The sequence below is a fragment of the Lysobacter soli genome (assembly GCF_009755585.1).
Lineage (GTDB): Bacteria > Pseudomonadota > Gammaproteobacteria > Xanthomonadales > Xanthomonadaceae > Lysobacter_J > Lysobacter_J soli.
On the sequence record NZ_CP046603.1, the window covers coordinates 12795 to 31575 of the forward strand.

Here is an 18781-nt window from a genome sequence, read left to right on the forward strand (position 1 = left end):
ATCACTGGCACTTCTCGGAGTTCTGCTGATAGATGACCGGCTCCCAGTAGGAGCCGTCGGTGATGTAGTTGCGACGCGCCTCGACGAGCCGCGCGCCGAGAAGATAGGTCGTGTTCGGCTGCACGTCGACCACCAGATCCTTATAGGGATTGGCGCGCATGTCGCGCTGTCGCCGCTGCACGTCGTTGAACTGTTCCGGATCGATCAGTTCGGCGACCTGCAAGACATGCCGGCCGGGCGTTACGCGAAAGCTCTTCGCACCTGCGGGGCCGGGAAGCTGGCCGTCGAGGTTCATCAGCCGCGCGCGATACAGGTCCTGGCTACGCGGCGCGACGTCGAAGATGCTTATGCGGCCGCAGCCGGTGGCGTTCGAAACGGGCGTGGGTTCGGGCAAATCCTGACCGGCAACGCAGGTACCGGCGAGGAGGCAGAGGGACAGGAGTGGAAGGCCGAAAGCTTTCATGGCGATCTCCACGATGGCGATCGACGGCGCGAGCCGGCGCATGTTGGCGATGGGACGGCAGCGCCCACCGCATCCGGCCAGACCGGCGGGCGAGTCCGCGGCCCGGCGCGCCGATACTAGCGCAGCGGGCGTGAGCCAGCGGCTTGCGGAGGTTCGCCGCTCAGGCGGCCGGCGGCGCCGGCGGATTGCCCGCGGCGGCGCGGCGCGCTTCGGCCTGCTCGCGCAGACGGCGCAGCTCGGCCGGATCCAGGATCAGCGTCGAGTCACGCGTCTGGCTGTCGACTCGCGCGGCCAGCAGCTTGAGCACCCACGCCAGCCCGAAGCCCAGTGCCGCAAGCAGGCACACCATCAGGACCGCCACCGACGTCGTCTTGAACGCGACCGCCAAGGCGACCAGTGCGAGCAGGAGGTACAGCCAGTGCATGGGAAGCTCCGTGAGAGGGTGCGACGCGCCGGCAGTGTAGCGCGCGATCTCCGTGGGAATCGCCCGATTGCCGGGCTCGCGTGACCGCCCGTCAGCGAAGCGCGGCGGCCGTCACAGCAACGGCGAGACCAGCCGCGCGAGCCCTTCCGGCAGCCGCGTGCTCCACAGCGGCTGCGCTCGATCCTCCCGGACACGTGGCGCGAGATTGCACTCGCCCTGGATGAGCGACTCCAGCTCGGCAGCCAGCGCCTTGTCGCGGAACAGCACCGAGACCTCGAAGTTGAGCCGGAAGCTGCGGTGGTCGAAATTCGCACTGCCGACGATGGCCAGGTCGTCGTCGCACAGCAGCGCCTTGCTGTGCAGCATGCGCGGGCCGTACTCGTGCACCTTGACGCCGGCTTCGAGCAGCTCGTCGAAGTACGACCGGGCGGCGAGCGTCACCAGCCGGCTGTCGCAGACCTTGGGCACCAGCAGTCGCACGTCGAGCCCGCCCAGCGCCGCCGAGGTCAGCGCCATGCGCGCCGCCTCCCCGGGCACGAAATACGGCGTCACCAGCCACACGCGACGCTGCGCGGAATGGATCGCCGCGACGTGCACGCGGTGGATCGCCTCCCACGAGGAGTCCGGCCCCGACACCAGCACCTGCGCCGAAATCGTCCCCCGACGCGGCGCCGGATGATGCACGCGCAGCGGCGGTTCCCCCGTCGCGTACGCCCAGTCCTCGATGAAGACCAGCTGCAGCTCGCGGACGATGTCGCCTTCCAGTCGCAGGTGCAGGTCGCGGTACGCGTCCTCGCGCAGGCGCTCGTCTTCCTCGTCGGTGATGTTGATGCCGCCGGTGAAGCCGATCTCGCCATCGATCACGACGATCTTCCGGTGCGTGCGCAGGTTCAGCCACGGCCGCTTCCAGAACCACTGCAGCTTCATCGGATGGAACCACGCGACTTCCGCGCCGGCCTCCACCAGCGGCTGGAGGAACTTGCGCTTGGTGCGTCCCGATCCCACCGCGTCGAGCAGCAGCCGCACCTGCACGCCGGCGCGGGCGCGCTCGACCAGCGCATCGCGCAGCGCAGTGCCGGTGCGATCGGGTAGGTAGATGTAGTACTCCAGGTGGATGTGGTCGCGCGCGCTCGCGATCGCCTCCAGCAACGCGACGTACTTGGCCGAGCCGTCGATCAGCAGGTCCACGCGCGTGGCGGTGATCGGCGGCAGCCCGGTCGTGGATTGCGCCAGCCGCGCCAGTTCGATCGCGTCCGGCGTGGGCACCAGGCCTTCGGGCGGCGGCGGCAAGGTCGCGCGGGCGCGCACGCGGCGCAGGCGCTGGCGGCGGATCCGTTGCGGGCCGAAGAAGAAGTAGATGAGGAAGCCGATGTACGGCAGTGCCGCCAGGCTGATCAGCCAGCTCAGCGTCGCCACCGGCTCGCGCTTCTGGAGCACGATCCACAGCCCGAGCCAGACCACGTAGGTCAGCCAGCCGAGGACGAGGTACAGCCCCAGGTTCGGGATCGAGGCGAACGCGCTCCAGGCGCTACGCAGGATGTCGAGCATGCAGGGCGGGTCTCCTCCGGTATTCAGCCTGCCGTGCGTCGCGTCGTTGCCGCGTCGCGGCCGTCCGTCTCACGGGCTGCGACGGGCCGCGCGTAGGCTAAGGCCGATGGATGACGCCCGCAAAGCCCAGGCACCGATCAAGGGTCGAGGTGCGGCCTCGTACGTCGACGGCCGCTATGCGGTGACCGTCGCGCAGGGCGAGGATGACGGCTGGGGTTCGGTCTACGAGGACCTCGCCGACGCGCCCGGCCCGCAGACCCGCGTCACCGAGGAGCGCGCCCGCAGCATCGTCAGCCGCAACGACTCGCCCGACGTCGGCCACAGCGCGTCGGTCAATCCGTATCGCGGGTGCGAACACGGCTGCGTCTACTGCTTCGCCCGGCCGTCGCACGCCTACCTCGATCTCTCGCCGGGGCTGGATTTCGAAACGCGCCTGTTCGCCAAGACCAACGCGGCCGAACTGCTGCAGAACGAACTCGCGCGGCCGTCCTATCAGTGCGTACCGCTCGCGCTGGGCATCAACACCGACTCGTACCAGCCGATCGAACGCCGCTACCGCGTGACGCGTTCGGTGATCGAAGTGCTCGGCGCGTGCTCGCATCCGTTCAGCATCATCACCAAGAACGCCGGCGTCGTGCGCGACATCGACCTCATCGCGCCGCTCGCGAAACGCGGCCTGGCGAGCGTCGCGTTCTCGGTGACTTCGCTCGACAACCGCCTGTCCGCGCGCATGGAACCCCGCGCGTCGGCGCCGCATGCGCGCCTGAAGGCCATCCGCACGCTCGTCGATGCCGGCATACCCGTGGGCGTGATGGTCGCGCCGGTCATTCCGATGATCAACGACCGCGAGATCGAGCACATCCTCGAAGCCTGCCGCGATCACGGCGCGACGTCGGCCGGCTACGTGCTGCTCCGCCTGCCGCACGAACTCAAGCAGGTGTGGCGCGAATGGCTGCAGCTGCATTACCCCGACCGCGCCGAGCACGTGATGAGCCTCATCCAGCAGATGCGCGGCGGCAAGGACTACGACAGCGCCTTCGGCACGCGCATGCGCGGCGAAGGGCCATTCGCGCAGCTGATCGCGCAACGCTTCCGCAAGGCGCACGCGCGGCTGGGCTTCGGCTCGATGCCGGCCCTCGACACCAGCCAGTTCGTGCCGCCGCGCAAACCGTCGCCGCAGGGCGAGCTGTTCTGATCGAACCGGCTGCGATCAGCCCGGCAACAGCGGCCCGCCGAGCCACAGCCAGCGCGCCATCCACGCGCTGACGAAGGCGATCATCGCCGTCAGCGGCAGGCCGATGCGCAGGAAATCGTTGAACCGGTACTGCCCCGGGCCGAGGATCAGCAGGTTGCCGTGGTGCCCGATCGGCGTGAGGAACGACGCCACCGCGCCCAGCGCCGTGCACACCACGAACGGCGTCGGCGGAAGGCCGAGCGACTGCGCCAGCTCCACCGCGATTGGCCCGAGCAGCACCGTCGTCGCGGCGTCCGACAGGATCTGCGTCAGCAACGCCGCCACGCCGAACATCACCAGCAGCACGCCCAGCGGCGGCCAGCCCGACACCACGTGCAGCAGCCCCGAGGCGAGCCACTGCGCCGTGCCGGTCTGCTCCATCGCGATGCCGAGCGGGATCACGCCGGCGATCATCACGAAGATGCGCACGTCGACCTCGCGATACGCCTGATCGACCTCGACGCAGCGCGAGGCGACCATCGCGACCGCGCCGAGGAGGAAGGCCAGCGGCGCCGGCAGCCACTCGGTCGCGGCGGCGAGCACCGTGGCCGCCAGGATCGCCAGCGCCACCGGCGCGCGTACGCGCCGCCGCGCCTCGCCCGCGAACGGCACCAGCATCAGGAAGCCGTGGTGCGTGGCGAGTTCGGCGAAGCGCGACGGCCGGCCCCACAGCACCAGAAGGTCGCCCTCGCGCAGGCGGGTTTCGGCCAGGCGCGGCGATTCGTCCTCGCCGCGGCGCCAGAGGCCGACGATGACGGTGTGGAAGCGCCGCGCGAAATCCAGCTCGCGCAACGTGCGCCCGATGAATTCCGAGCCCGGCGCGATCACCGCCTGCACCAGCTGCGCGTCGCCCTCGCCGGTGGCGAGTTCGCCATAGCGGCGTATCGCCTGCAGGCTGAGCCCCGTGTCCGCATGCAGCGAGGCCAGCGCGTCGGCCGAGGCCTCCACGCGCAGGATGTCGCCGTTGATGAGCGGACTGGCCGGCGTCAGGTCGTCGCGTACGCGGCCGTCGCGCGTCCAGCTCAGCAGGCGGAAGCGGTCGCCCAGCGCCTTCTGCAGGTCCGACAGCGGTCGCGTGTTCCAGCGCGGGCCTTCGCCGACGACGAGTTCCGTGCGGTAGCGGTCCAGCCGGAAATAGCCGGCATCGCCGAGCGCGCCGAAGCGCTTGGGCAGCAGCCAACGCGCGATCAGCATGTACATCACGCCCAATGCCACCAGCGCCAGGCCGATCGGAGTGATCGAGAAGATCCCCAGGCCTTCGCTGCCCGTGCGTTCGATGAGGTTGTCGGCGAGCAGGAACGCGGGCGCGCTCACCAGCGTCAGCGTCGTGCCGAGCGAGGCGGCGAACGACATCGGCATCAGCAATCGCGATGCCGACATCCCGCGCGCGCGTGCGAACCGCGTCACGATCGGCAGCATCATCGCGGTGACCATCACGTGATGCGTGAACGACGACAGCGCCGCCACCGCGAGCATCACCACCGCGATCGCCCGGCTTTCGGTGCGACCGGCCGCACGTTCCACGGCCTGGCCGATGCGTTCGGTGATGCCCGTCGCGGCCAGTCCGCCGGAGATGATGAACACTGCCGCCACGATGATCGCCGGCTCGCTCGCGAAGCCCGACAATGCCTCGCGCGCATCGAGCACACCCGCCAGCACCATCGCCAGCAACGTGAGCATCGCCGTCACGTCGACGCGCAGGCGTTCGCTTATGAAGAGGTACAGCGAACCGGCGAGGATGACGAGGAACAGGACCTGTTGCATCTCCATGACCCATTGTGCGCGAGGTGGCGCGAACGCCGTGCAGGCAGCCTGCACCACACCGTCACGATCGGCCCCGCTACACTAGCGCCGCGACAGGACAAGCTTGAGCCACGCCATCGATGAGCGAAATCCCTGGTCAGGACGCGGGTATCGACCGTTTCCGTCTCGCGATGGACGCTTCCGGCGTCGGCATGGCGGTGGTCGACCTGCACGGCCGCTGGCTTGAAGTGAACCCCGCCTTCGAGCGCATCTTCGGCTACGACGCACGCGACATCATCGGCACATCGGCCGCCTCGCTCACGCATCCGGACGACGTGGCGATGAGCCAGTCGTTCCTGCGCGGCCTGGTCGACGGCAACATCCCCGCGCTCGACGCGCAGAAGCGCTACGTGCATCGCAACGGCGACACCATCTGGGCGCACGTCAACGTGTCGGTGGTGCGCGACGGCGAAGGTCACCCGTCTTACCTGCTGGTGCAGGTGCGCGACATCAGCGCGCAGCACGCGGCCGAACTCGCGCTCAAGGCGCGCGCCGAAGCCGAACACGCCGCGCGCTTCGCCGCCAACCACCAGCTGCAGTTGTTCGCCGACGCGGTCGCGCACGACCTGCGTGCGCCGCTGCGTTCGATCGAAAGCTTCTCCGCGTTGCTGGCCGATCGCGCATCGGAGCGGCTGGACGACACCGACCGCGACTACCTCGGCCGAATCCGCGCCGCGGCGTCGCGCATGAGCGGGCTGCTCAGCGCGCTGAACGACCTGGCCTACGTCACGCGTACAGAACTCAAGCCGGCGGACGTGGACCTGAGCCTGCTCGCCGACTGGGTCGGCGCCGAGCTGCAGGACGCCGAGCCGCAGCGCCGCGCCGACATCCGCGTGCAGCCCAGCCTGCACGCGTGGGGCGACGAGCGCCTGCTCAAGCTGATGCTGAGCCAGTTGATGGGCAATGCGTGGAAGTTCTCGCGCGGGCGCGAGCCGATCCGCATCCAGGTCAGCGGCCGGCGTGAAGGCCGCAACCTCCAGGTCGTGATCCGTGACGAGGGCATCGGATTCGACATGCGCTATGCGCACAAGCTGTTCGAGCCATTCCAGCGGCTGCACGGACCGGACCAGGGGGGTGGTCACGGTCTGGGCCTTGCCATCGTCCGGCGCATCGCCGAACGGCACCACGGCAGCGTCCGCGCCGATTCGACACCCGAATCCGGCGCCACGTTCACCCTCGAATTGCCGGCGCAAGCGCTGGCGGAGGAGAACGCCTGATGCACAAGGAAATCCTGCTGGTCGAGGACAATCCCGACGACGTCGAGCTGACGCGCATCGCCTTCGACGAGGCGAAGGTCGCCAACCGCCTGGTCGTGGTGAACGACGGCGCCGAGGCGCTCGACTATCTCTTCGCGCGCGGCCAGTACGCCGATCGCGATCCGGCGGACCTGCCGTCGATCATGCTGCTGGACCTCAACCTGCCCAAGGTCGACGGGCGCGAGGTGCTGCAGGCCGTGCGCGCGAACGAAGCCACGCGCACGCTGCCCGTCGTCGTGCTGACCACCAGCGCCGAGCCGTTCGACGTGGAAGCCAGCTACGCGCTGGGCGTCAACAGCTACATCCAGAAGCCCGTGGATTTCGAGCAGTTCGTGTGGGCGGTCAAGCAGGTCGGCCTGTACTGGCTGGTGCTGAACCACCCGCGCACGTGATGCCGCAACAACGGCGCTACGACGCGCCGAACAACCGCTCCGCGCGCTGGAACAGGATCCAGCTGGTCGCGATGAACTTGTCGCCGCCCAGCGGCCGGTTGCCGCGGTGCGTATGCGTGAACGCTGCCGGCGCGATCAGCAGGCTGCCGGCGCGCGGCGCGATCCTGCGGCGCTGGTAGAGGAATTCCGTCTCGCCGGCGTCGAAGCCGTCGTTGAGGTAGATCGTCCACAGCAGGTGGCGATGCAGCGTCTCGCCGTGCGCATCGCGCGGATACAGCTCGCAATGCCAGTAGGGATACCCGCCGCGATCGGCCGTATAGCGCTGCAGGTTGATCGCGCCGGGCCGCAGCACCGCCTGCACCACAGGCGTCAGCGAGGCGTCGTCCATAGCGGCCAGCCGCTCGGCGGTGAGCCGGTGGCGAGCGCCGTTCTCGCCCGGCACTTCCAGCATCAGCGGTGCGATCAGCGTGTACGGATACCGCCGCAGGTACGCGATCAGCCCCTTGAAGACGGCGGCGTTGAGCATCTGTTCCGCATCGCGCCACAAATCGCGGCCGGTGATGGTGAGATCGCGGCTGTCCTTCAGTTCCGGCAACACGCCGCCGCCGACGCGGCCGGGCACGCTGTCACCGCTGGCGGAAAAACGTTCGACCAGTCGCGCGCATTGTTCGCGATCGAGCACGTCGTCGAACACCTCGATGAAGTCGGCGAAGTCGGTACCACCACCTGCCTGGTTGTGCATGTCGCGCGAGGAAAGAAGCCCGGATGCCGCATCCTCGCACGGCGCGAGGGCGATGCAAACGCGCGCTGTCGCTTATGCGATGTGGATCGTGTTCGGCGCCTCGGGTTCGTGCGCGCGCAGCCCGTGGCGCTGCATGAGGCGATAGAGCGTCACGCGCGAGACGCCCAGTTCGCGGGCGACATCGACCAGGCGCCCGCGATTGCGGTGCAGCGAACGCTCGATCGCCGCACGCGTCGCCGCATCGCGCACTTCGTCCAGCGTCGGCGGCGGCGTGGTCAGCGAGCTTTCGATGTGCAGGTCTGCAGCGGTGATCAGCCGGCCTTCGGCCATCACCACGGCCTGCCGGACGCGATTGATGAGCTCGCGCACGTTGCCGGGCCATGAGTGCGTGTGCAGCGCCTGCCGCGCACAGGGCGAAAAGCCCTTGAGCGTGCGATGGCCTTCCTGCGAATAGCGTTGCAGCGAGTACTCGGCGAGCTTGTCGATGTCGCTGCCGCGTTCGCGCAAGGGTGGCTGCTGCAGGCGCAGCACGCACAGGCGGTGGTAGAGGTCGGCGCGGAATCGCCCTTCGGCGACGGCGCGGTCGAGGTCGTGGTGCGTCGCCGAGATGATGCGCACATCCACCGGGATCTGCTCGTGGCCGCCGAGTCGTTCGATGCTGCCCTGCTGCAGGAAGCGCAGCAACGAGGCTTGGCTTTCCAGCGGGAGGTCGCCGATCTCATCCAGGAACAGCGTGCCGCTGTTGGCCATCTCGATGCGACCGAGCTTGCGCTGCTGCGCGCCGGTGAATGCGCCGCGCTCGTAACCGAACAATTCCGACTGGATCAGGCTGTGCGGGATCGCACCGCAGTTGATGGCCACGAACGGATGCGCATGCCGGCGCGAATGCCGATGCACCGCCATCGCGGCGAGTTCCTTGCCCGTGCCGGTTTCGCCGGCGATGAACACCGGCGCTTCGGTCAGCGCGGCCTTGCGCAGCGTGCGGCACAACGTACGCATCGCGGGGCTGTCGCCGATCATCCCGTCGAAGCCCGATTCGCTCGTCGCATCGCCGCGTTCGCAGGCGAGGCTCGCCATGCCGTGTGCGTGGCCGATCACCGTGTTGAGCACCGACTCCGGGCACGGCAGCGTCAGGTAGTCGTAGCAGTAGTCGCGAATCAGATCGCGCACCGGCGGTTCGTCGAGCTGGCGCGCATCCACGCCGGCGACCCAGCCGACATTGCCGGCCGACAGCGCGGTGCCGAACTCGGCCAGGTCCTGTTGCGTGAAGCCTTCGCGCAGGTCGAGCAGCGCCGCGTGCGGTTTGCGCGAATCGCCGTTGAGGATGCGCAGAACGCTGCGCGCATCGGGCGCGCGGCGCAGGTTCCAGCCCAGTTGCTGGAGGCCACCCAGCGCGAGCACGCGACCGGCACCACCGCGTGTCACGTAGATCAGTTCGCGGCCACCGGTCTGTGCCGCTTCGGAGTCCTGCATTCCGTCCATCGGCTTGGCATTCCTGACCTAGTCCGAGGCAGTCGATGCTGCCACTGCGGGAAGTTACGCAGTGTATTCAACGGGCCGTTCGACGATGAGCGGTCAGAAACGACGCGTTCCGGTGCTGAATGCGTCAATCGGCACACGACATGAAACGGGCCAACTCAGTTCACCTTCGTGAGTGGCGCCGCCTTCGCGTGCGCCACTGCCGCATCTCTATCCAACGTATCGGGCGCGCTTACGCGGCCCCATCGTGTTCGGCGTGGTAACGCACCGCGGCTTCCACTTCGAGCTTCGAACCGAGGAACACCGGCACGCGCTGGTGCAGGCCGTTGGGCTGCACTTCGAGCATGCGCTGGCGGCCGGTGCTCGCCGCGCCGCCGGCCTGTTCGACTAGCAGTGCCATCGGGTTGGCTTCGTACATCAGGCGAAGCTTGCCGCCCTTCGCCGCGCACTTGCTGTCCAGCGGATAGCTGAAGATGCCGCCACGCGTGAGGATGCGATGCACGTCGGCGACCATCGACGCCACCCAGCGCATGTTGAAGTCCTTGCCGCGCGGGCCTTCCTTTCCGGCGAGCAGGTCGCCCACGTAGCGCTGCATCGGCGCTTCCCAGAAGCGCTGGTTGCTCATGTTCACCGCGAATTCCTTCGTTTCCTCCGGAATGCGCATGCCGCGCGTGGTCATCACGAAGCTGCCGATCTCGCGATCGAGCGTGAACGAATGCGTGCCGTTGCCGACGGTCAGCACCAGCATCGTGCTCGGCCCGTACGTGCAGTAACCGGCGGCGACCTGCGCGGTGCCGGGCTGCAGGAAGTCTTCGTCCTTCGCGTGCGTGACGCCGTCCGGCGCGCGCAGCACCGAGAAGATCGTGCCGACGGAGATGTTCACGTCGATGTTAGAACTGCCGTCGAGGGGATCGAACAGCAGCAGGTAGTTGCCGCGCGGGTAGACGTCGGGGATCGGCTGCGAGGTGTCCATCTCCTCCGATGCGAGGCCGGCGAGGTGGCCGCCCCAGGCGTTGGCTTCCAGCAGGATCTCGTTGGACAGTACGTCGAGCTTCTTCTGCGCCTCGCCCTGCACGTTGATCGACGCCTCGCCGGCCGTGCCCGCATCGCCCAGCACGCCGCCGAGCGCGCCCTTGCCCACGGCGATGGAGATCGTCTTGCATGCGCGCGCCACCACTTCGATCAGCAGGCGCAGGTCGGCGTTGATGCGGCCGGCGCGCTGCTCCTCGATGAGGTAGCGGGTGAGGGAAATCGACTGCGAGTGGTTCGTCATGGGCGGCGCCGTGTTCGAAAACGGGCCGCCATTGTCGCCGATGACTACGGCGAGGGCAGCCACCACGCGCGTTCCGGCGAGGGTTCGCGCAGGTCCAGCGCTTCGCCGAAGCCAGGCGTTGTTAGCGCTACACCACGTTCACGCGCGATGCGCGACACGCGTGTAAACGGTTCCTGCCAGCCGTGCAGCGCGAGGTCGAACGTGCCGTTGTGCACCGGCATGAGCCAGCGACCGCGCAGGTCCAGGTGCGCCTGCACGGTCTGCTCGGGCTGCATGTGCACGCCGCTCCACATCGCGTCGTAGGCGCCGCATTCGACCATCGTCACGTCGAACGGACCCAGGCGCTCGCCGATGGCCTTGAAGCCGTCGAAATAGCCGCTGTCGCCGCTGAAGAAAACGCGCAGGCCATCGGCCTCGATCACCCACGACGCCCACAGCGTCGGGTTCTTCGAGAACATCCCGCGGCCGGAGAAATGCTGCGCGGGCGTCGCGACCAGGCGCACGCCGCCGATGCGCGTTTCGTCCCACCAGTCCAGCTGCCGCACCTTGGACGCATCGACGCCCCACTCGACCAGCAGGTCGCCCACGCCCAGCGGCGCGACGAAGTGCTTGGTTTTCGCGGCCATCGCTAGGACCGCGGCGCGGTCGAGATGGTCGTAGTGGTCGTGCGAGAGGATCACGCCCTCGATCGGCGGCAACTGGTCCATCGGGATCGGCGGCGCGTGGAAGCGCTTCGGCCCGGCCCATTGCACCGGCGAGGCGCGCTCGGAGAACACCGGATCGGTCAGCCAGAAGCCGCCGTCGAGCTTGAGCAGCATCGTCGAATGGCCCAGCCGGAGCAGCGAGCCGTCCTTTGCGGCGAGCAGCTGCGCGCGGGTGAGCGGCGTGACGGGCACCGCCACGTCGGGCCGCGCGTCGTCGGGCTTGTCGAACAGGAACCGCCACAGCATGCGCGGCATCTGCGCGAAGCCCGCCTGCTTGGGCGCGACGGGATTGCGGAAGCCGCCGTCGCGGAACTGCGGCGAGTTCGCGTAGGGCGAGGCGGTGGTGGAACAGGCGGCAAGCGATCCGGTGGTCATCAGCAGCAGGCTCAGCAGCAGGGGGCGCGGCAGGGCGCGGACGGGTTCAGACACGAGGGGACGAGGGGAGTTCACGCCAGCGGCACGACACGGCGTACGCCGTCGCGCGCTGCGTCCGGAGCGTTCAGCCGAGCGGATGCGTCTTCACAGGCGTCATGCCAGTGCAGCTGCACGCAGCCCAGGCGTCGCGCCATCGCGCGGACTTCGTCGAACAGCGCCGCTTCGGCCGCGGCGGCCCACTCGTCGCGCGCATGCAGCGTGTCCAGCTGCAGGCAGTAGCCGCGTGCGCGTAACGAAAAACCCACGGTCGCCAACGCGTGGCCGACCGGCTCGTCGCCGACGCACGCGAGCCACGCCCACGCACGCACGGGCGCCTCGAACAGCGCTTCGTGGAACTCGAGCAGATCGGTCCACGCGCCACCGCGCGCATCGTGTTCGCGCGACAGGCGCAGCAGCGTGGACGCGTCGTCCGGACGGACCGGCCGCACCGTCACGGGGGATACGGTGGGCGCGGGCACACGGAAAAGCAGGGACGTCGCTGTCATGGGATCACCGGGGGAGGGCCGACCGCGCCGCGCTACGATGCCGGGCACGGCGCATGGGAGGCACAGGCTGCGCGCGTGCCTTTAAGAAGTTTTTAAACCCCCGCCGCGACACTGCCCGCCGGCAACGCGCTGCGAAACACGGATCCCGGGAATGAACCTGCTGCTGGTGGAAGACGACACGATGCTCGCCGAGGCGCTGTGCGCCGCGTTGCGCGCGAACGGCTTCCGCGTCGACACCGTCGGCGATGCCGCGCTCGCGCGCACCGCACTGGTCGAACACGATTTCGACGCGGTGCTGCTCGACCTCGGCCTTCCCGGCAGCTCCGGCCTGAGCGTGCTGTCGTACCTGCGCGGGCGTTACGACGCGACGCCGGTCATCATCCTCACCGCGCGCGACAAGCTCAGCGATCGCATCGCAGGCCTCGATGCCGGGGCCGACGACTACATCGTCAAACCGTTCCAGCCCGACGAACTGTTCGCGCGGCTTCGCGCGGTGATGCGGCGCACGCAGGGCCGCGTGTCGCCGGTGCTGAGCTTCAACGGCGTGGTGCTCGACCCTGCGCGTCGCGAGGTCACGCGCGACGGCGCCGCGGTGCCGCTGAGCGCACACGAATTCCGCACGCTGCTGCTGTTGATGGAACGCCAGGGCCGCGTGGTCACGCGCGAGCAGCTGGAGGAAGCGGTGTACGGCAGCTCCGGCACGATCGAAAGCAACACCATCGCCGTGTACGTGCACCAGTTGCGACGCAAGCTCGGCGAGCAGCTGATCGTCACCGTGCACGGGCAGGGATACCGCATCAACAACGGCGCAGCCGGAGCGTCCGCATGAAGGCGCGCTCGCTGCGATGGCGCCTGACGTGGGTGTCCGTGAAGTGCGTGCTGGTCGCGTGGCTGGTGTGGCTCGGATGCCAGGCGTGGCAGCTGTCGCGCGCGCACTACGGCTTCTGGGACGAGTCTCAGCGCGAAGTCGCCGCGCAGATCCTCGAGTCCATGCCGGACGGGCTTCAAAGCCTTCCGCCGCGCGAACGTCCCGCGGTGAAGGCCGGCCATCGCGACCACAAGATGAGCTGGCAGGTGTGGGCGAGCGGCCGCAACGTCGTGTATTCGGTGGCTGCGCCGGACGAGCCGCTCAAGCCCGATTTCCGCGATGGCTTCGCGCGACGCACCATCGCCGGCCAGGTCTGGCACGTCTACAGCCTGTCCGATCCGCGACGCGGCCTGATCGTGCAGGTCGGGCGTTCGAAGGAAATGATCGCCAACGAAATCGCGCGCTGGGTCGGCCTGAGCCTGCTCGCCGCCGGGCTGATCTTCGTGCTGTTCGTGCTGACGGTGTGGGTCGTGATCGGTCGATCGCTGCGGCCGGTCGCCGCGCTGCGCGACAGCTTGCGCGCGCGCCCGCCGCTGGACCTCACGCCGCTGCAGGCGCCGGGACTTCCCACCGAATTCAGCCCGCTGGTCGATGCGTTCAACGACCAGCTCACGCGCGTGGACCAGGCGGTGCAGAACGAACGCCGCTTCATCGCCGACGCCGCGCACGAACTGCGCACGCCGCTCGCGGTGCTCAGCGCGCACGCCGACCTCGCACGCCGCGCCGCGACCGAAGACGAACGCGATACCGCGCTGCGCCGCCTCAGTGCGGGCGTCGCGCGTGCGGCGCGGTTGTCGGAACAGCTGCTGGACCTCGCGCGCCTGGACGCGCAGACGGTCTCGCCGACGCTGGTGCCGCTCGACATCGCGCCGCTGCTGGTGCTGGTGGTGCGCGACTTCGAAACGCTCGCGCGCGAACGCAGGCAGCGCATCGCGCTGCGCACCGAGGACGGCCGCATCCTCGGCGACGTCGACCTGCTCGGCATCCTCATCCGCAACCTCGTCGACAACGCGGTGCGCTACGCCGGCGAAGGCGGACGCATCGAAGTGATCTGCCGCCGCGACGTGCGCGATGGCGTCGGCGGCATCGCGCTGTGCGTGGCCGACGACGGGCCGGGCGTCGCGCCGGAGGAACGCGAACGCATCTTCCACCGCTTCTATCGTGCCAACGGTTCCGGCAACGGCGGCAACGGCTCGCGCAACAGCGGCAGCGGCATCGGCCTGTCGCTGGTCGCGCGCATCGCACGCACGCATCACGCGCGGATCCACGTCGAGGACGGGCTCGACGGTCGCGGGCTGGCCATCACGGTGTTCTTCCCGGCCGCCTGAGCACGGCTGCTGACAGGACCCTGTCAGCAGCGCCGGACGATCCTGCCATTGTGCGATCGGCACGCTGGACTGGATCACCGCGATGGACCTGGACACCGCCCTGCAGCCGGCATGGCACCGGCAGCGTCGCCTGTTCCTGCAACTGGCCGCGATCGCCCAGACCGCGTGGCTTGCGCCGATGCGCGCCGGCGCGCGCGCACTTTCACGAACGAAGGCGCCCACGATGGACCCCACGACCGGCCACGATGGCCGACACGATTTCGACTTCCTCCACGGGCAGTGGAGCATCCGCAACGAACGCCTGACGCAGCGCCTGGCCGGCTCGACCGACTGGGAGGTCTTCCACGCCACGCAGCGTTGCCAGCCGATGCTCGGGGGCGTGGGCAACGTCGATGATTTCGTCAGCGACTGGACGCGCCCCGGCACGAGCGAGCGCTTCATCGGCATGACGCTGCGCCTGTTCGGCACCGAGTCGAAACAGTGGTCGATCTACTGGGCCGGCAACCACGACGGCGTGCTCGATCCGCCGGTGTTCGGCGCCTTCGCCGACGAACCAGATAACGGTCGCGTGGGCACCTTCTTCGGCACGGACGAACACGAAGGCCAGCCGGTGCGCGTGCGTTTCCGCTGGAGCCAGATCAGCGCGAACACCGCGCACTGGCAGCAGGCGTTCTCCGTCGACGATGGCGCGAGTTGGGAAACCAACTGGCACATGTGGTTCCGTCGCACGGACGATGCGGGCCGCATACCGCACGAAGACCGCGTGATCGAACTACGCCAGTACGCGATGCAGCCCGCGCGCCGCGACGAACTCATCGACCTGTTCGAACGCGAGTTCATCGAGCCGCAAGAGGCGGTGGGCATGCATGTGATCGGGCAGTTCCGCGACCTCGATGCGCCCGACCGGTTCGTCTGGATGCGCGGTTTCCCGAGCATGCCGGTACGCGCCGAAGCGCTCGACGGCTTTTATGGCGGCCCGACGTGGAAACGTCATCGCGAGGCGGCAAACGCCACCATCGTCGACAGCGACGACGTGCTGTTGTTGCGTCCTGCACGCGCGGGATCCGGCTTCGCCACGCCATCGGCGCTGCGTCCGTCGTGGCACGCTCCAACGAGGACACAAGGCCTGATCGAAGCGGGCATCTGTTCGCTGGATGCTGCGGCGGACGAGGGTTTCCTTGAGCGTTTCGAGCGTGACCTCATGCCGCGGCTCACGTCCGCCGGCGCGGAGCTCATCGGCGTGTACGTCACCGAAGCGAGCGCTAACACCTATCCGCGACTGCCCGTGCGCGAAGGCGAACACGTGCTGGTGTGGTTCGCGCGCTTCGACGACGTCGATGCGCACCATCGCTATGAAGCGGCCATGCTGGCCGACACCGCGTGGCGCGAGGCCGTCGCGCAATCGTTGCTGCATGGCCTGAAACAGCCGCCGCAACGCATGCGCCTGTCGCCGACGGCGCGTTCGGAGCTGCGTGCGTGATCGCGGTCGCGCCATACGCCGGCGTCCAGGTCGCACGGCACATTGAGTGCGGCAGGGCGGCGCGCGATCATGGCGCATGCGCCGCGCCGACCGCCTCTTCCTGCTGATCCATGCCCTGCGTGGACGCCGCTCTGCCATCACCGCGCAACGACTGGCGCAGGAGCTCGGCGTCTCGTTGCGAACGGTGTACCGCGACGTCGCCGACCTGCAGCGCTCCGGCGTTCCGATCGAAGGCGAAGCGGGCGTCGGTTACCTGCTGCGCAAGGGATCGGACATCCCGCCGCTGATGTTCACGCCCGACGAGCTCGAAGCACTGGTCGTCGGCACGCGGTTCGTGCGTGCCTTTGGCGGCAATCGGCTCGGACGCGAAGCCGCCGCGGCGCTGCTGAAGATCGAAGCGGTGCTGCCGCCGGAATTGCGCGAACGCAGCGATCGCACGCGCATCTTCGCGCCGGAAGTCGACCGGCTGGAAAACAGCGGCCTCATCGACGACCTGCACGCGGCGGTAACCAGCGCGCTCGTGCTGCGCATGAACTATCGCGACAACGATTCGCGCACGACGGCGCGGGAAATCGAACCGCTGTGCCTGGCGTTCTGGGGCGGCAGCTGGACGCTGGGCGCGTGGTGCCGCCTGCGCGGCGACTTCCGCAACTTCCGTCCCGACCGCATCGTCGATTACGCGCCGACGGGCGAAACGTTCGTCGAAACGCGCGAGCGCGGGTTGGCGGCGTACATGAAGGCGGTGCAGGGGTAAGGCGCCATCCGGGAGCCGGACTTCCGGCGCTACGGCCCGGCTCCCGGCTTCCGCCGGGATGACGGCAGTGCGCACGAGGCAGCCCTACTTCCGCATCGACCCCGTCTCCACGAACCGCTCGTGCCACGACAGCGCCTCGCTCAGCAGGTGCGGCGTGTGCTTGCCGAAGCTTTCGCAGCAGGCGCGGTCGAAGTAGTCCTGCAGCATCGGCTGGTAATCCGGATGCGCGCAGCCGTCGATCATCCGCTGCGCGCGCTGCTTCGGCGACAGGCCGCGCAGGTCGGCGATGCCGCGCTCGGTGACGATCACCATCACGTCGTGCTCGGTGTGGTCGACGTGGCTGGCCATCGGGACGATCGACGAGATCGCGCCGTTCTTGGCGGTGCTCGGCGACATGAACACCGACAGGTACGCGTTTCGCGCGAAGTCGCCGCTGCCGCCGATGCCGTTCATGATCTTCGTGCCGGCGACGTGCGTGGAGTTGACGTTGCCGTACAGGTCGACCTCGATCATGCCGTTCATCGCGATGCAGCCCAGGCGGCGCACGAGCTCGGGATGGTTGGAGATCTCCTGCGTGCGCAGCACGATGCGCTCGCGGTAATAGTCGACATGGTCGAGGAACTCGTCGATCGCCGCCGGGCTCAGTGAGAACGACGTCGCCGACGCCACGCGCACGACGCCGCGCTTGAGCAGGTCGAGCATGCCGTCCTGGATCACCTCGGTGAACGCGGTGAGGTCGCGATAGCCCGCTTCGCCCAGGCCCATCAGCACCGCATTGGTGATGTTGCCCACGCCCGACTGGAGCGGCAGCAGCTGCGGTTGCAGGCGTCCGCGGCGGACTTCGTGCGCGAGGAAGTCGAGCAGGTGCGCGGCGATCTCGCGCGAGGTCGCGTCCGGCGGCGTGAACGGTGAATTCCGGTCGGGCGCATCGGTCTCGACCACCGCGATGACCTTCGACGGATCGCAGCGCAGCCACGGCTCGCCGATGCGGTCGTCCGGATGCAGCAGCGGGATGGGCTTGCGGTTCGGCGGCAGCGCGGTGCCGTAGTAGACATCGTGCATGCCTTCCAGCGCCGCCGGCTGCCAGCGGTTCACTTCGAGGATCACGCGGTCGGCCTGCTCCAGCCACGTCTTGTTGTTGCCCACCGACGAGGACGGCACCAGGTGGCCGTCCTCGGTGATCGCGGTCACTTCGATCACCGCCACGTCCACCGCGCCGAAGAAGCCGAACCACGTGTGCTGCGCGACGTGGCTCAGGTGCATGTCGATGTAGTGCAGGTCGCCGGCGTTGATGCGCTCGCGCAGGTGCGGGTCGGACTGGTACGGAAGGCGCAATTCGATGCCCTGCGCGCGGGCGAGCACGCCGTCGAGTTCGGGCGCGGTGGACGCGCCGGTCATCACCTTCACGCGGAAGTCCTCACCGCGCGCGTGTGCCTGTTCGATCCGCGTCGCCAGCGCCTGAGGCACCGACTTCGGGTAGCCGGCGCCGGTGAAGCCGCTCATCGCGACGGTCATGCCGGGCTGGATGAGGGCGGCGGCGTTCTCGGCGGACATGCGCTTGTCGCGCAGGCCGGCGTGGCGGATGCGGTCGTTCATGGAGGCAGTGCGGGTCGGGGGAATCCGAAGTCTAGACCTGCCTGTCCAGTCCGGCTTTCCGCGATGTAGCGGCTTGTTTGCCCGGGCTGGCCGAGCGCTTACCCTGCATGGCGACACCCCGCCGGAGACGCCGCATGCCGCTTGCCCTGATCGCCATCGCCGCCGGCGCCGCCCTCGGCGCGTGGGCGCGTTGGGGCCTGAGCCTGTGGCTGAATCCGGCGCACCACGCGGTGCCCCTGGGCACGCTCGCGTCGAACCTGGTCGGCGGGTACCTCATCGGCCTGGCCGTGGCGGGTTTCGCGCAGATGCCGCAGCTGTCGCCCGAATGGCGGCTGTTCGTCATCACCGGCTTCCTCGGCGGACTGACGACGTTCTCGACCTTCTCCGCCGAGACCGTCGACCTGCTGCAGAAGCAGGCCTACGGCTGGGCGTTCGGAACCATCGCGATGCACCTGCTCGGGTCGCTCGCGATGACGGGCCTGGGGCTTTGGACGGTAAGGATGCTGACGCGCTGACG

Annotated in this window: 18 protein-coding genes; 8 read left to right on the plus strand and 10 right to left on the minus strand. The window is 68.8% G+C overall.

The annotated features are described in order from the left end of the window. Position 1: 1 nt before the first annotated feature. The 3 genes from GOY17_RS00065 to cls all read right to left on the minus strand — a co-directional run bounded on the left by GOY17_RS00065 (position 2) and on the right by cls (position 2435). A complete protein-coding gene (locus tag GOY17_RS00065) occupies positions 2-505 on the minus strand; it encodes a hypothetical protein (protein WP_157028803.1) in 504 nt (167 codons plus the stop codon). 118 nt (positions 506-623) lie between these two features. Continuing rightward, positions 624-887, minus strand: a complete 264-nt coding sequence (locus tag GOY17_RS00070; protein ID WP_157028804.1) for a hypothetical protein — start codon at positions 885-887, stop codon at positions 624-626. A gap of 111 nt (positions 888-998) precedes the next feature. Next, positions 999-2435, minus strand: coding sequence for a cardiolipin synthase (gene cls, locus GOY17_RS00075; protein WP_157028805.1), 1437 nt, complete (start codon positions 2433-2435; stop codon positions 999-1001). Between the two features lie 106 nt (positions 2436-2541). On the opposite strand from cls, the gene GOY17_RS00080 reads away from it, so the two are divergent. Further along, entirely contained in the window at positions 2542-3630 is a 1089-nt protein-coding gene (locus GOY17_RS00080; RefSeq protein WP_115843150.1) for a PA0069 family radical SAM protein, read from the plus strand. A gap of 15 nt (positions 3631-3645) precedes the next feature. On the opposite strand, the gene GOY17_RS00085 is transcribed toward GOY17_RS00080, so the two are convergent. Next, positions 3646-5439: an SLC13 family permease gene (locus tag GOY17_RS00085; RefSeq protein WP_157028806.1), complete on the minus strand. Its 1794-nt coding sequence runs from the start codon at positions 5437-5439 to the stop codon at positions 3646-3648. A 113-nt stretch (positions 5440-5552) separates the two neighbouring features. Between GOY17_RS00085 and GOY17_RS00090 the strand changes: the two genes are divergently transcribed. Then, positions 5553-6689: a sensor histidine kinase gene (locus GOY17_RS00090; protein ID WP_115843146.1), complete on the plus strand. Its 1137-nt coding sequence runs from the start codon at positions 5553-5555 to the stop codon at positions 6687-6689. After that, positions 6689-7120: a response regulator gene (locus GOY17_RS00095; protein ID WP_115843144.1), complete on the plus strand. Its 432-nt coding sequence runs from the start codon at positions 6689-6691 to the stop codon at positions 7118-7120. The genes GOY17_RS00090 and GOY17_RS00095 overlap by 1 nt, the downstream gene beginning before the upstream one ends. Positions 7121-7136: 16 nt before the next feature. Here GOY17_RS00095 and GOY17_RS00100 read toward each other — a convergent pair whose 3' ends face one another. The 5 genes from GOY17_RS00100 to GOY17_RS00120 all read right to left on the minus strand — a co-directional run bounded on the left by GOY17_RS00100 (position 7137) and on the right by GOY17_RS00120 (position 12238). Beyond that, the gene (locus tag GOY17_RS00100; RefSeq protein ID WP_157028807.1) at positions 7137-7862 is read right to left on the minus strand and encodes a 2OG-Fe(II) oxygenase; all 726 of its coding nucleotides are present in this window, start codon (positions 7860-7862) and stop codon (positions 7137-7139) included. A 72-nt stretch (positions 7863-7934) separates the two neighbouring features. Continuing rightward, positions 7935-9344 (minus strand): sigma-54 dependent transcriptional regulator, encoded by a 1410-nt coding sequence (locus GOY17_RS00105; protein ID WP_198173751.1) that lies wholly within the window; start codon positions 9342-9344, stop codon positions 7935-7937. Between the two features lie 229 nt (positions 9345-9573). After that, entirely contained in the window at positions 9574-10614 is a 1041-nt protein-coding gene (locus GOY17_RS00110; RefSeq protein ID WP_157028808.1) for a class 1 fructose-bisphosphatase, read from the minus strand. Between the two features lie 44 nt (positions 10615-10658). Further along, positions 10659-11726 (minus strand): MBL fold metallo-hydrolase, encoded by a 1068-nt coding sequence (locus GOY17_RS00115; RefSeq protein ID WP_425482317.1) that lies wholly within the window; start codon positions 11724-11726, stop codon positions 10659-10661. Between the two features lie 38 nt (positions 11727-11764). After that, positions 11765-12238 (minus strand): hypothetical protein, encoded by a 474-nt coding sequence (locus GOY17_RS00120; RefSeq protein WP_157028809.1) that lies wholly within the window; start codon positions 12236-12238, stop codon positions 11765-11767. A 151-nt stretch (positions 12239-12389) separates the two neighbouring features. On the opposite strand from GOY17_RS00120, the gene GOY17_RS00125 reads away from it, so the two are divergent. The 4 genes from GOY17_RS00125 (at position 12390) to GOY17_RS00140 (ending at position 16668) form a co-directional block, all read left to right on the plus strand. After that, positions 12390-13067, plus strand: a complete 678-nt coding sequence (locus GOY17_RS00125; RefSeq protein ID WP_115843140.1) for a response regulator transcription factor — start codon at positions 12390-12392, stop codon at positions 13065-13067. Beyond that, complete coding sequence (locus GOY17_RS00130) at positions 13064-14434, plus strand: sensor histidine kinase (protein WP_157028810.1); 1371 nt, start codon at positions 13064-13066, stop codon at positions 14432-14434. The genes GOY17_RS00125 and GOY17_RS00130 overlap by 4 nt, the downstream gene beginning before the upstream one ends. 82 nt (positions 14435-14516) lie before the next feature. Next, positions 14517-15914: an NIPSNAP family protein gene (locus tag GOY17_RS18670; RefSeq protein ID WP_198173752.1), complete on the plus strand. Its 1398-nt coding sequence runs from the start codon at positions 14517-14519 to the stop codon at positions 15912-15914. Positions 15915-15990: 76 nt separating this feature from the next. Next, positions 15991-16668 (plus strand): helix-turn-helix transcriptional regulator, encoded by a 678-nt coding sequence (locus tag GOY17_RS00140; protein ID WP_115843136.1) that lies wholly within the window; start codon positions 15991-15993, stop codon positions 16666-16668. Between the two features lie 84 nt (positions 16669-16752). On the opposite strand, the gene scpC is transcribed toward GOY17_RS00140, so the two are convergent. Further along, positions 16753-18264, minus strand: a complete 1512-nt coding sequence (gene scpC / locus GOY17_RS00145; protein WP_157028811.1) for a succinyl-CoA:acetate CoA-transferase ScpC — start codon at positions 18262-18264, stop codon at positions 16753-16755. Between the two features lie 134 nt (positions 18265-18398). Between scpC and crcB the strand changes: the two genes are divergently transcribed. Next, positions 18399-18779, plus strand: coding sequence for a fluoride efflux transporter CrcB (gene crcB / locus GOY17_RS00150; protein ID WP_157028812.1), 381 nt, complete (start codon positions 18399-18401; stop codon positions 18777-18779). The last annotated feature ends 2 nt before the right edge of the window (positions 18780-18781 follow it).

Bases quoted from the DNA above. Each gene is read 5' to 3' on its own strand.
- GOY17_RS00065 (WP_157028803.1), bottom strand. From the start codon at position 505: ATGCGCCGGCTCGCGCCGTCGATCGCCATCGTGGAGATCGCCATGAAA.
- GOY17_RS00070 (WP_157028804.1), bottom strand. From the start codon at position 887: ATGCACTGGCTGTACCTCCTGCTCGCACTGGTCGCCTTGGCGGTCGCG.
- cls (WP_157028805.1), bottom strand. From the start codon at position 2,435: ATGCTCGACATCCTGCGTAGCGCCTGGAGCGCGTTCGCCTCGATCCCG.
- GOY17_RS00080 (WP_115843150.1), top strand. From the start codon at position 2,542: ATGGATGACGCCCGCAAAGCCCAGGCACCGATCAAGGGTCGAGGTGCG.
- GOY17_RS00085 (WP_157028806.1), bottom strand. From the start codon at position 5,439: ATGGAGATGCAACAGGTCCTGTTCCTCGTCATCCTCGCCGGTTCGCTG.
- GOY17_RS00090 (WP_115843146.1), top strand. From the start codon at position 5,553: ATGAGCGAAATCCCTGGTCAGGACGCGGGTATCGACCGTTTCCGTCTC.
- GOY17_RS00095 (WP_115843144.1), top strand. From the start codon at position 6,689: ATGCACAAGGAAATCCTGCTGGTCGAGGACAATCCCGACGACGTCGAG.
- GOY17_RS00100 (WP_157028807.1), bottom strand. From the start codon at position 7,862: ATGCACAACCAGGCAGGTGGTGGTACCGACTTCGCCGACTTCATCGAG.
- GOY17_RS00105 (WP_198173751.1), bottom strand. From the start codon at position 9,344: ATGGACGGAATGCAGGACTCCGAAGCGGCACAGACCGGTGGCCGCGAA.
- GOY17_RS00110 (WP_157028808.1), bottom strand. From the start codon at position 10,614: ATGACGAACCACTCGCAGTCGATTTCCCTCACCCGCTACCTCATCGAG.
- GOY17_RS00120 (WP_157028809.1), bottom strand. From the start codon at position 12,238: ATGACAGCGACGTCCCTGCTTTTCCGTGTGCCCGCGCCCACCGTATCC.
- GOY17_RS00125 (WP_115843140.1), top strand. From the start codon at position 12,390: ATGAACCTGCTGCTGGTGGAAGACGACACGATGCTCGCCGAGGCGCTG.
- GOY17_RS00130 (WP_157028810.1), top strand. From the start codon at position 13,064: ATGAAGGCGCGCTCGCTGCGATGGCGCCTGACGTGGGTGTCCGTGAAG.
- GOY17_RS18670 (WP_198173752.1), top strand. From the start codon at position 14,517: ATGGACCTGGACACCGCCCTGCAGCCGGCATGGCACCGGCAGCGTCGC.
- GOY17_RS00140 (WP_115843136.1), top strand. From the start codon at position 15,991: ATGCGCCGCGCCGACCGCCTCTTCCTGCTGATCCATGCCCTGCGTGGA.
- scpC (WP_157028811.1), bottom strand. From the start codon at position 18,264: ATGAACGACCGCATCCGCCACGCCGGCCTGCGCGACAAGCGCATGTCC.
- crcB (WP_157028812.1), top strand. From the start codon at position 18,399: ATGCCGCTTGCCCTGATCGCCATCGCCGCCGGCGCCGCCCTCGGCGCG.